The organism is Streptomyces sp. NPDC127190, assembly GCF_042672505.1.
Taxonomy (GTDB): Bacteria; Actinomycetota; Actinomycetes; order Streptomycetales; family Streptomycetaceae; genus Streptomyces.
The window spans coordinates 23390-34326 of the sequence record NZ_JBHXVE010000038.1; the positions used below are offsets into that span (position 1 = coordinate 23390).

11 protein-coding genes and 1 pseudogene are annotated in these 10937 nt (G+C 69.9%); 8 read left to right on the forward strand and 4 right to left on the reverse strand.

What is annotated here, in order from left to right; translation table 11 throughout:
* The first annotated feature begins 66 nt into the window (after positions 1 to 66).
* Together ACFVIU_RS35815 and ACFVIU_RS35820 are read left to right on the forward strand one after the other, a co-directional pair.
* Positions 67 to 1401, forward strand: coding sequence for a PEP-utilizing enzyme (locus tag ACFVIU_RS35815; RefSeq protein ID WP_385847738.1), 1335 nt, complete (start codon positions 67 to 69; stop codon positions 1399 to 1401).
* A complete protein-coding gene (locus ACFVIU_RS35820; protein WP_385847739.1) occupies positions 1398 to 1850 on the forward strand; it encodes an ATP-binding protein in 453 nt (150 codons plus the stop codon). Before ACFVIU_RS35815 ends, ACFVIU_RS35820 begins: the two co-directional genes overlap by 4 nt.
* Positions 1851 to 1905: 55 nt before the next feature.
* Here ACFVIU_RS35820 and ACFVIU_RS35825 read toward each other — a convergent pair whose 3' ends face one another.
* A complete protein-coding gene (locus tag ACFVIU_RS35825; RefSeq protein ID WP_385847740.1) occupies positions 1906 to 2475 on the reverse strand; it encodes an SMI1/KNR4 family protein in 570 nt (189 codons plus the stop codon).
* A gap of 201 nt (positions 2476 to 2676) precedes the next feature.
* Between ACFVIU_RS35825 and ACFVIU_RS35830 the strand changes: the two are divergent.
* Positions 2677 to 3288: pseudogene (locus tag ACFVIU_RS35830) on the forward strand (IS630 family transposase); the annotation flags it as partial.
* Positions 3289 to 3337: 49 nt separating this feature from the next.
* On the opposite strand, the gene ACFVIU_RS35835 reads toward ACFVIU_RS35830, so the two are convergent.
* Both ACFVIU_RS35835 and ACFVIU_RS35840 read right to left on the reverse strand, forming a co-directional pair.
* The gene (locus ACFVIU_RS35835) at positions 3338 to 3907 is read right to left on the reverse strand and encodes a histidine phosphatase family protein (protein ID WP_385847741.1); all 570 of its coding nucleotides are present in this window, start codon (positions 3905 to 3907) and stop codon (positions 3338 to 3340) included.
* Positions 3908 to 4066: 159 nt separating this feature from the next.
* Complete coding sequence (locus ACFVIU_RS35840) at positions 4067 to 4684, reverse strand: TetR/AcrR family transcriptional regulator C-terminal domain-containing protein (protein WP_385847742.1); 618 nt, start codon at positions 4682 to 4684, stop codon at positions 4067 to 4069.
* A gap of 66 nt (positions 4685 to 4750) precedes the next feature.
* On the opposite strand from ACFVIU_RS35840, the gene ACFVIU_RS35845 reads away from it, so the two are divergent.
* From ACFVIU_RS35845 to ACFVIU_RS35860, 4 genes are all read left to right on the forward strand, one after another.
* A complete protein-coding gene (locus ACFVIU_RS35845; RefSeq protein WP_385847743.1) occupies positions 4751 to 6013 on the forward strand; it encodes a beta-ketoacyl-[acyl-carrier-protein] synthase family protein in 1263 nt (420 codons plus the stop codon).
* Positions 6014 to 6271: 258 nt separating this feature from the next.
* Positions 6272 to 7657 carry a hypothetical protein gene (locus tag ACFVIU_RS35850; RefSeq protein ID WP_385847781.1) on the forward strand — a complete coding sequence of 462 codons (1386 nt, stop codon included), beginning with the start codon at positions 6272 to 6274 and terminating at the stop codon, positions 7655 to 7657.
* Positions 7658 to 7874: 217 nt separating this feature from the next.
* A complete protein-coding gene (locus tag ACFVIU_RS35855) occupies positions 7875 to 8435 on the forward strand; it encodes a DUF6417 family protein (RefSeq protein ID WP_385847744.1) in 561 nt (186 codons plus the stop codon).
* 355 nt (positions 8436 to 8790) lie between these two features.
* Positions 8791 to 9879, forward strand: a complete 1089-nt coding sequence (locus tag ACFVIU_RS35860) for a Ku protein (RefSeq protein ID WP_385847745.1) — start codon at positions 8791 to 8793, stop codon at positions 9877 to 9879.
* 40 nt (positions 9880 to 9919) lie between these two features.
* Here the strand turns inward: ACFVIU_RS35860 and ACFVIU_RS35865 are convergent, their stop codons facing one another.
* Positions 9920 to 10129: a DUF6207 family protein gene (locus tag ACFVIU_RS35865; RefSeq protein ID WP_385847747.1), complete on the reverse strand. Its 210-nt coding sequence runs from the start codon at positions 10127 to 10129 to the stop codon at positions 9920 to 9922.
* A gap of 515 nt (positions 10130 to 10644) precedes the next feature.
* On the opposite strand from ACFVIU_RS35865, the gene ACFVIU_RS35870 reads away from it, so the two are divergent.
* The gene (locus ACFVIU_RS35870; RefSeq protein ID WP_365669126.1) at positions 10645 to 10815 is read left to right on the forward strand and encodes a hydrophobic protein; all 171 of its coding nucleotides are present in this window, start codon (positions 10645 to 10647) and stop codon (positions 10813 to 10815) included.
* Positions 10816 to 10937: the final 122 nt, after the last annotated feature.

Genomic DNA, 10937 nt, shown 5'->3' on the forward strand with positions numbered 1-10937 from the left:
ACCTCGACGCCGGGGAACTCGCGCTCCTCACCGCGGAGTTCAAGGCGATCATCCGCCGGGAAACGGGTGAGGACTTCCCTCAGGATCCCGTCGAGCAGCTCCAGCGTGCCATCCGTGCGGTCTTCGACTCCTGGAACGGCGAACGCGCCCCGTGTCTACCGCCGCCGCGAACACATCCCCGAGGACCTCGGCACCGCCGTCCACGTCCAGGCGATGGTGTTCGGCAACCTCGGTCCCGACTCCGGCACCGGCGTCGCCTTTACCCGCGACCCCGCCACCGGCGCCCGCGGCATGTACGGCGACTACCTGCCCGACGCCCAGGGCGAGGACGTCGTCTCCGGAGTCCGCGACGCAGTACCCCTGAGCAGGCTGAAGACCCTCGATCCCCGCTCCTACGTCGAACTCGGCGACCACCTGCGCACGCTGGAGAACCACTACCGCGACCTGTGCGACGTCGAGTTCACCGTCGAGCGCGGCCGACTGTGGATCCTCCAGACGCGGGTCGGCAAGCGGACCGCCGAGGCCGCCTTCCGTATCGCCCACGACCTGTGCGAGGAGAAGACGATCACGGCCGACGAGGCACTGGCCCGCGTGGACGGAGCCGAGCTGACCCGGCTGATGTTCCCACGCTTCGACACCACCCCCGCCGACGTGCCTCTCGCACAGGGCGTACCGGGCGCAGCGGTCGGGGTCGTCGTCTTCGACTCCGCCGAAGCCCAGCGCCGAGCCGCCGGCGGGCAGGACACCATCCTCGTGCGCCGTGAGACCACCCCCGACGACCTGCCCGGAATGATCGCCGCTCAGGCCGTCCTCACCAGCCGCGGCGGCAAGACCAGCCACGCCGCCGTCGTCGCCCGCGGCATGGGCAAGGTGTGCGTGTGCGGGGCCGAGTCGCTGACCGTCGACCCGGTCGGCCGCCGCCTCACCACGGACACAGGGGCCGTCGTACGCGAGGGTGACACCGTGTCCGTCGACGGAACGGCGGGCACCGTGCACCTCGGTGCGCTGCCGCTCACCGCCTCCAACGTCGGCCGCGCGCTGGAGACCGAGGAGAGCACCGGCCCGTTGACCGAGGCGGTCCTGGCGGCACTCGCCCACGCGGACTCCGTCCGCCGCCTTCGGGTACGGGCCAACGCCGACACGCCCGAGGACGCCGCACGCGCCCGCAGGCTCGGCGCCCAGGGCATCGGCCTGTGCCGCACCGAGCACATGTTCCTCGGCGACCGCAGGACGCTGGTCGAGGCGGTGATCATCGCCCGCGACGACACGGCCCGCGAGGAGGCTCTCGCGGCGCTGCTGCCGCTGCAGCGCGAGGACTTCGTCGGCATGCTCAAAGCCATGGACGGGCTGCCGGTGGCGACCTGGCCGCCCTGCGCTGGCTCCACGCCGGCGAGTCGGTGATCTTGTTCGGGCCGGTCGGCGTGGGCAAGACACACGTCGCTCAGGCCCTGGGGCATCTCGCCGTCCGCCAGTGCGCGAACGTCCGCTTCGCGAAGACCAGCCGGATCCTGGCCGAGCTCGCCGGCGGCCACGCGGACCGCACCTGGGACAAGCGGATGCGGGAGCTGATCCGCCCCGACGTGCTGATCCTGGACGACTTCGCGATGCGCCAGCTGACCGCGGCCCAGGCCGACGACCTCTACGAGCTGGTCTCCGAGCGCCAGGGACGCTCGCTGATCATCACCAGCAACCGGGCCCCCAGCGACTGGTATCCCCTCTTCCCCAACCCCGTCGTCGCCGAATCACTGCTCGACAGGCTGATCAACACCAGCCACCAAGTCATCATGAACGGACCCAGCTACCGGCCGAACAAGCGACCCAAGACCACCGGCGAGAAGCCCTGGAGCTGAGTCGCTGCCGCGGATCACGGCCCGTCTTCCCATGCCGGCCCGATGACGCCCGGCCTCATCCCCAGCCGGGCGGAAGCAGGTCCCAGGAGTCTCGACCGAGCCATTCACCGAAGGTCACAGGTCTGGCACCGCCAGCATGATCGAGGGACAGCGGGATGATCAGGTCGCAGGTCGCCCGTCCGTCCCACCACACCGTGCCGGCGAGCGGGCCTGTGATCACCAGGAGAGTGGCGAATCCGCAACCGTGCTCCTTCGCCACAACAGACCCCGCCGTCTTCCGCTCGTCGAAGTCCCAATACTCGATGTTCCAAGCATTCATGGACTCCGAGAAAGCGTCCTCATCCGGATAGTCCTCCGCCCGGGGCTGGCGCCGGAAGAACTCGTCGTCGGCATCCTCGTAGGAGTCCGGGTGGGGGAAGGGCAGCGGCAGCAGGTCGCGTCGCTTCTTGCTGTTCCCCGCCCACCACCAGCCGTTCTCCGTCTTCTCAAGCTGGGCGACCGCCCCGCCCGCACTCACCTGCCGCAAGTAGCGGCGATACTCGCTGGGGAAGGCGACTCCGAGTTCGGCCTCGGCTTCGATCACTTCGGCCTCGGACAACGGGGGTGGCACGGCGGGACGATTCATGGAGCCCGAGGCTAGACGATGACCCTTCGTGCCGCAGCTGACTTCCTCTGCGTCTCAAGCACTGCAAAGGCATCTCGCACGCCCTTGCGATCGGCGCCCGTCCCGCGGGCTCACCCTGGGCAGTCGACCGCCGAGCCGATGCCCAGAGGGTGGGGAATTACCCCGACAGGACCCCTGGGGAATATCGCCGTCGTTCACAACGCGGCCAAGAAGGCCCGCGTCGAACACCTCTACGCGATTGCCGACGGCGAGGCCATACCCGAGGAGGGCGAGCTCGAAGTCGTCTTGTGTATGGACGAGTTCGGGCCGTTCGACCTGTTGCCCCACCCGGCCGGCAGTGGGGCCGAGCGCTCCGGCGAACACAAGGGCTCCGACCGCGAACCCCGCCGCAGGCGGCGGACGACCTACAACCGCTACGGCGGAGTACGGCACCTGTTCGCCGCCCTGGACCTGGCCAAGGGCAAGCTCTACGGCCACATCAAGCCGGTCAAGAAGCGCACCCAGTTCCTGGAGCTCTGCCGCTACGTGCGAACCCTCTACCCTTCCGAGGTCCGTATCGCGATCGTCTGTGACAACTTCTCCCAGCGGGTCGGCACCTGGGCCGCGGCGAACAACGTCGAGATCGCCTACACCCCTACAAACAGCTCCTGGCTCGACCGCATAGAAGCCCAGTTCACCGCCCTGCGCTACTTCACCCTCGAGGGCACCAGCCACAAGGAGCAGGGCAGCACGATCCGCCGCTACATCATGTGGCGAAATCGCCACGCCGACGACCGGCGCCTACACTCCGTCGTCGCCAGGGCCAACGTCGCCTACCCGCACGGCAGTAGCCACACCTTGGACGGGATATGGACAGCCTTCATTACGGCACGTTCCACCCGAGCACGACTGGCAGCTTGTGCTCATAACCCAGCGTGTTGATCGTCCCCGGATGCGGGTGCCCGAACTGCCGCGCGGCCGAAGCGTCGAGCCCGAGCCAGCGCGCGGTGAGTATGCGTGACAGGTGGCCGTGCGCAACGACGGCCACGTCGCCCTTGTCCAGCAGCGGCCGGACCCGGCCGAGGAAGGCGTCGACCCGCACCGTCACGTGCCCGAGGTCCTCGCCGGCGTCGACGCCGTCGCGCCACAGCTCCCAGCCGGGCTTGAGTTCCTGGATTTGCTCGGCGGTCAGCCCCTCGTAGCGGCCGTAGTCCCACTCGATCAGGTCGGTGTCGGGCTCCGCGCCGCTCAGCCCCGCCAGTTCGGCGGTCCGCACGGCGCGAGTCAGCGGGCTGCTGTAGACGGCGACGAACTCCCGTTCGGCCAGTCGAGGTGCGAGCGCACGTGCCGCATCCTCCCCCGCCTTGGTCAGCGGTAGGTCAGTGCGGCCAGCATGCTGTCCGGTCCGGCTCCATGTGGTCTCGCCGTGCCTGATCAACACCAATTCGCCCATGGCTGAGGACCATATCTCACATCGAACACAGGGCGAACGTTGTCTGATACGGCACTAGCCGCAGCAGTGGAGTTCGTCGGCGACGGCAGACACACCGACCGCGACAAGGCCACCGTCGCGTGGGAACCGCGCACGTCGTCGCCGCCCTGTTCGACTGAGCTAACCGAGATCGGCTTCGTTATGGATGGTCAACGCTCCGGCGAGGTCGAGGTCGGCGTTGGTGCCGTGTGCCCCGGCGCGGACGAGCAGCACTGCGCCGAGCGCGGTGCTCCAGAACGTCCTGGTCTCCACGCTGAGCGGTCGACGGGTCCTCCAACCGCGACTGTCGATGAGCTGGCTCACGAAGCGCTCCGATTGCCGGAACAGCAACTGAAGGTGCTGGTCGACCACCGGGGCGAGTTCGGGCTTGGAGACCCCGGCGGCGAGGGCTCGCGCGACTGACGGGAGCGAGGGCATGGCCAGTACGGCGCGGGCGATGTTGCGCCGAAATGTCGCCGCATCGGGGGCTTGGCGACCGATGCGCTCGATCCGTCGGGCGTCGTGCAGCAAGCCGAGAAAGGCGGCGTGCACGAGCAGCGAGTCCTTGGAGCCGAAGTAGTAGGTGACCTGATTGGGGAAGACGCCCGCCGCGTTCGCGATCTCCGCGACGCTCACCTCAGCGCCGGGCCGCTCCATGCAGAGCCGGGCAGTTGCCTCAATCAGCCGGCGCCTCGTCGCGCGACCGCGGTCACGCGACCGAGTCGACGTTGATCGAGCTTCGGTTCGCTTCTTCTCCACACCCGAATTGTATGTGATACAACGATGCCTGCTTGCTTGTATCGCATACAAGAAAGGTTGAAGGGTATGCACCGGACTGAAGTCGTCGTGACCGGACTCGGCGCGATCACACCACTCGGGGCAGACGTGGAATCCACCTGGAAAGCCCTGCTTGCCGGCGAGTCCGGCATCCGCGGCGGCGTCCTACCCGGTCACGAGGACACTGGTCTTCCCGACACCGTCGCGGGGACGATGGCGATCGATCCCGCCGAGTCGCTACTGCCGGTGCAGGTCAGGCGGCTCGACCGCTCGCAGCAGGCAGCCCTCACCGCGGCGGCGGAAGCCTGGGCCGATGCAGGTGCCCCGCGGGTCGACCCGGACCGGCTCGCATCATCGGTCGGCACGGGTATCGGGGGCGTGCGGACGCTGCTGAAGGAAGACGACGTGCTGGAGGTGGCCGGGACGCGGCGCGTCTCGCCACGCACGGTCCCGATGCTCATGCCGAATGCGGCGGCGGCGCTGATCAGCATCGAATACGGCGCACGGGCCGGGGTCTACACGCCCGTCTCGGCATGCTCCTCCGGTGCCGAGGCAATCGCTCTGGGAGCCAGGCTCATCCGCGCCGGCGAGGCGGACGTGGTCATCGCGGGCGGGACCGAGGCCGCGATCACCCCGATCACCGTCGCCGGCTTCGCCCAGGCACAAGCACTGTCGCGGCACACCGCTGAACCTGCCTCAGCGTCCCGGCCGTTCGCCGCGGACCGCAGCGGATTCGTCCTCAGTGAAGGCGCCGCTGTCGTGGTGCTCGAAAGCGCCGAGCATGCCAGCGCCCGAGGCGCGCGCGTCCACGCGGTCCTCGCGGGCGCCGGTATCGCCGCAGACGCTCACCACATCACGGCGCCCGCTGCCGACGGCTCCGGTCAGATCTCGGCCATGCGGAAGGCCCTTGCGCAAGCCGGTTTGGCTCCTGAGCAGATCAGCCACATCAACGCCCACGCCACCGGAACTCCGGTCGGCGACGTCGCCGAGGCCCACGCGATCAGGCAGGTCTTCGGCCGCGCCACCGTGACGGCCCCCAAGGCGGCGCTTGGTCATCTCTTTGGCGCGGCGGGGGCGATCGAGGCGCTCATCGCCGTTCTCAGCGTGGAGCACGGCGTCATCCCCCCGACTCGCAACCTCACCGCGGCCGGCGTCGGGCCCGACATCGATCTCGATGTCGCCGCAGAGCGACGAGACGTCCCCCAGGAGGCCGTGCTCAGCAACTCCTTCGGCTTCGGTGGGCAGAATGTCTCCCTCATCGTCACCGCCGCACGGCACCACGCGTCCCGTACGGACTCGACCACACCATGACCCACGCGAACGCACCAGTGTCCGTGGAGGGTCGCCGCCGATTGATCGAGCGTTGCAAGACTCGTCTGGCCGCCCACCCGACGCTGCGGGTCTCCACGAAGGCCGGCTACTTCACCGCAGCCATCGGTTCCGATGCAGTGAACGCTGACGTCCTCACCGAGGACCAGGCCCCGGCCGGGCACAGCCTCGCCCCGGACAACGTGCTGGCAGATCGCCCGCAACCGCGAGCAACTCGGGCGCGACCGGCTGGACCTGGTCCTGCTCCACAACCCCGAGCGCGCCCACCCCGGTGACCGGAGCGCCCTGCACCACACAGTCCGTGACGCCTTCGCCGTCCTGGAGGAAGCCGCGGCGGCAGGGCGCGTGACCGGGTATGGGGTCGCTACGTGGGCGGGCCTGGAGGAAGAGGCGTTCACAGTGGGGGAGCTGCTCGCCCTGGCTGCCGAAGCCGCTGGCGGGACGGAGTACCACCTGGCCGCGGTCCAGCTGCCGGTCAGCCTGGTGATGATGACGCCCATCGTCCAGGCCCTTCACGGCCAGGGCCCCCCGGCCGCCGTCGGCGCGGGGCTGCGGGTGATGGCATCAGCACCGCTGCACGGCGGCGAGCTGCCCGGCATAGTCGACCAGGAGCTCGCCGACCTCATCCGGCCGGGCCTGACCCCCGCACAGGCGTGCCTCCTCACCGTGGCGTCATGCCCAGGAGTGACGGACGTCCTCATCGCCGCCTCCAGTGCGCCACACTGGAGCGAGGCGGCCGACGCCGTCGCCCAACCCACCCTGACCGCCGCCCAGTGCGGGAGATCACTGGTGTACTCGCCACCCACTGACCCGGACACCGAGCGCCGCCTGCGCGTCCACCACGCCCGCGCCGCGACGGCCCTGGACGTCCGAGTGGAGCCGGGCAGGGAGTTCTGGGGGTGGGCTGGGCGCACCCTGGGTGCCCCGGCCCGCACCGCCGACGGCCAACCGGCGTGGCTGCGGCTGGTATCCGCACCGAAGGACAAGGCGTCAGGGAAGCTGTGGGACGGAGCCCTCGACGCCCAGCACGCCTTCGGCGACCTCGACGGGCACCGGCCCGCCCTCCTGGCCGTCCACGACGCCGTCGACGACGGCACCGCCTACCGGGCGGAGCTGTCGGTGCGCGTCGACCAGCCGGTCCTGTCCGAGGATCCGGTCCTTCGGCACGGCATCCAGCTGCCGGACTCCTGGTGGCAGCAGCTCGCCGGGGTGCTTCAGAAGGTGGCGGCCGCTGGCACCGACCGCGTCGCTGTACGACAGCAGTACATGGACCGGGTCATCGCCCAGTTCGTCGGCATCCCGGCCCCGGTCGTGACCTGCTGGACCACCGCCCACGCCGACGTGCACTGGGCGAACCTCACCGCATCGCCCCTTCAGCTTTTGGACTGGGAGGGCTGGGGCCGAGCACCTGAGGGGCACGACGCCGCCACCCTCTACGCCTACACCCTGCTCCAGCCGGACACCGCCGCCCGCGTCCGTGCCACCTTCCCCATCCTGGGCAGCCCGGCCGGCCTGGCCGCCGAAGCCACCGTATGCGCCCAGCTGCTCCAGACCGTGGCCCGCGGCGACAACGTCGTCCTCGAGGACCAGCTCCGGAACTGGGCGGAGGAACTCCGCCGGCGCTGACGGCAAGGGGGCCGGGCGGAGCTTGTTTCCCAGGTGCGGAGCAGGCAGTGCTCGCGGATGTGTTCAGCGGCGTTCCGGTTGCCGTTGCACCGACCCGCCGTTCCGGCGGATTCCTCGCACGTGCCGGTGATCTTTCGGCTGTTCTGGGGCGTTGGCCGCAGCCCGGCTCCTAACGTTCTTCCACCGGTGTCGGGCTGCGTCGAAGGGTGGTGTGGGCGTGCGGGGGAGGAAGGCCTGGCTGGAGGCGCTGCGGGTTCTGCGTGACGGGGAGGCGGAGTGGGGGTGGGTGCTGTCTGGTCAGCTGCGTCCCCAGTATCAGCGGGCGGTGGAGGCGGCGGCCGGGCAGGGGTTGGCGGAGCTGGCGGATGTGTTGGTGCGGGCGGAGCTGTCCGCCTATGCGGGCCGGCCCATCTTGTGGGCGGCGAGGCTCGCCTCGTACGGCCATGACGTTGTGACGTACGCCGATGCCAGTCCTGTCCCGGTTCGGCGGCAGTGCCCGGCAGAGGGGGAGCGTTTGGTCGAGCTGCGGCCGGCGGAGATGGATGCCCTGCGCGTGTACCTGAGCAGCGGGGCGCGGTTGCGGGTGCCGCCGGCGGCTGGGTTGGCGGAGCGGGTGCGGACCGCGTGCTTTGACCGGGTGGGCAAACGGTGGGCGCTGTGCCTGGACGAGGCGCAGGTCGAGTCGGTGGCCTATGCCTTCTACCTACGTTCGATGTGCGGTTCCACGGCGGAGGCCAACCGGTTCGCTAGGCAGTACGGCGTCGTCTTTTCACCCTGATCGCCTGACCGGTCGGCGGGTAGTTGCGGCTGCCCCGGCTGTGCCCCGGAACGTCCGAGGATCCGGCAACCCCTGCCTCCTGCCGTTCCCGGCGCACGCTGCGGTGGCCGGGGGAGGGGCCCGAAGGCCGGGCACGGTTCGGGCCCCTCGACTGCGCACACGTCCGCAGGGAGGACGGCGTCCGGTACGCGTGCCGTGCCCAACGGCTGGCCGTGCAGAAAGGTCACGCCATCCCCGGCGCGCCGGCCGGCGGCAGCCAATCAGGTGGCTGGGGTGTGGCTGGGCGCGCGTGGGGCGGGCGGCGGTGCGAGCGTGGAAGCAGCAGGTGCTGGGTGACATGGGATGGAGCATGGTGATGGCTCGGGCGATCTGGACGGGTGTGATTACCTTCGGGCTCGTCACCGTCCCCGTCGGTCTGTACACGGCGACCGAGGATCACACGGTCCACTTCCACCAGCTGCAGCGGGGCACCTCGGACCGGATCCGCAACAAGCGGGTCAACGAGCGCACCGGCGACGAGGTCGAGACCAGCGACATTGTCAAGGGCTTCGAGCTCGACGAGGGCCAGTATGTCGTGGTCGAGCCGGACGAGCTGGACGAGATCGCGCCGGGCCGCTCCAAGACCATCGACATCACCGACTTCGTCGACCTTGAGCGGATCGAGCCGGTCTACTTCGACCGCACCTACTACATCGCTCCCCGCGGCAAGGAGTACACAGGGGTCTACGAGCTGCTGCGTGCCGCCCTCGCGGAGGCGGACAAGGTGGGGATCGCCACCTTCGTGATGCGTAACAAGCAGTACCTGACCGCGCTGCGGGCGGAGGACAAGGTGCTGGTGTTGCAGACGCTGCACTGGGCGGATGAGGTCCGTGACCCGGCCCAGGAGCTTCCCGAGCTGCCTTCGGGCCGGGCGGGGCGCGGCAAGCAGCTGGACATGGCGCTGCAACTGGGCGACGCGCTCAGCTCCGACTGGGACACCTCCCGCTACCGTGACACCTACCAGGAGAAGGTCCGCGAGCTGGTCACGGCCAAGGCCGAGGGGCAGGAGATCGCAGCGGCCGAGGAGCCGCCGGAGGCGACCAACGTGATCGACCTGATGAAGGTCCTCCAGGGCAGTCTGCAGGCAGCCCGCTCCGGCTGCGGCGGCCAGGAGCCGGCCGCCCAGCGCAAGGGGAAGACAGTGCCGCGGAAGGCGGCCGCCCGGTCGGCGGCGGGCAAGGCGGCCAAGGCACCGGTGCGCAACGCGCCGCCGAAGAAGGCCGGGGCCGCGCGGTCCCGCACCCACGGTGCTGGCGGCAAGAGAGAGCTGCAGAAGCTGAGCAAGACGGATCTGTACCAGCGGGCGACCGAGCAGGAGCTTCCCGGACGGTCGAAGATGAGCCGCGAGGAACTCATCGACGCCCTCGCCCGCAGCGGCCGCCGCCGCAAGAAGACCGCCGCCTGATCGGCCGTGCCTGCACGGGGACCGCACGTCCTCGGCCGTGCTATGGGCTGAGCTCCTGGCGCACGTCCAGGTAGCAGCGCAGCCGGACGCCGGGCTCCCCGGGAGCCCGGGTCGTGGTGTCCGCGATCGCGGTCGCCCATCTCCTGGCGAGTAGTTCCTGGACCGCGAACGCGGTCCGGTCGTCACAGGCCGCGACCTCGACGACGGCCACGCCCGGCTCCGCCACATGTACTTCGCTGATCGGCTTCATGCCAGGCACCACACGCCCGCACCGCATGCAGTTCTCCCCTCCTGGCGTATTCACCCGACCGAGTAGGGCGGCCCGTGGCGACGACGGAGACGGTGCCGCACCCGCAGAGCTCCGAAGGCGGTGCCCCATGAGCGCACCCACACCCGCCGGTCCCGCACCCGAAGGAAGCGCGGCCTGCAGCCGCCTGCCTTCTGCCGGCCTTCCCTGGCCTTGCTGGCCTGCGCCGACCGCGGCTACGCCCGCTTCCTCGCCCAGCCTGCTCCGGCGACCACAACCAGGACGACGCGGCGGGGCGCCGGTGAGCGACACCGTGCTCCACGACCCTCACGGACTGCTCGCCCCCGAATTCCCGCTGGAGCCGGGCCCCCGTGGCTGCGACGAGTGAGGTGCCAGAGAGAGGGAAATCGTCCACGGCATACGGCGCACATATGCCCCTCACTCCTTGGAAGTAACTCATATTTTGTGTGCTTGTAGGACTGAAGTAAGGGCATCCGGTGGCCAGGAGGTTGATAACGATGGTTCCCCTGCTTCTGGTTCTTCTGCTGGCCCTGATCCTCTTCGGCGCGGGCTTCGCCCTGAAGGCGCTGTGGTGGATCGCAGTGATCGTGCTCGTCGTGTGGTTGCTCGGCTTCGTCGTCCGGACGGCGGACGGCGCGGGCCGCAAGGGCCGCTGGTATCGCTGGTAGACGGAAGGCACCCGGCGCACGAAGCGCCCCAGCGCAAGAAATGAGTGGTGGCGGCCCGGGCGGTCTGGGAGCCACTCGTGGGGGGGGGGGTGGGGGGGGGGTGGGATGTGTTCGTGAGCTGA

What these genes read in the sequence shown, in the direction of transcription:
- ACFVIU_RS35825 (WP_385847740.1), bottom strand. Translation starts at nt 2,475, where the DNA reads ATGAATCGTCCCGCCGTGCCACCCCCGTTGTCCGAGGCCGAAGTGATC.
- ACFVIU_RS35835 (WP_385847741.1), bottom strand. Translation starts at nt 3,907, where the DNA reads ATGGGCGAATTGGTGTTGATCAGGCACGGCGAGACCACATGGAGCCGG.
- ACFVIU_RS35845 (WP_385847743.1), top strand. Translation starts at nt 4,751, where the DNA reads ATGCACCGGACTGAAGTCGTCGTGACCGGACTCGGCGCGATCACACCA.
- ACFVIU_RS35860 (WP_385847745.1), top strand. Translation starts at nt 8,791, where the DNA reads ATGGCTCGGGCGATCTGGACGGGTGTGATTACCTTCGGGCTCGTCACC.
- ACFVIU_RS35865 (WP_385847747.1), bottom strand. Translation starts at nt 10,129, where the DNA reads ATGAAGCCGATCAGCGAAGTACATGTGGCGGAGCCGGGCGTGGCCGTC.
- ACFVIU_RS35870 (WP_365669126.1), top strand. Translation starts at nt 10,645, where the DNA reads ATGGTTCCCCTGCTTCTGGTTCTTCTGCTGGCCCTGATCCTCTTCGGC.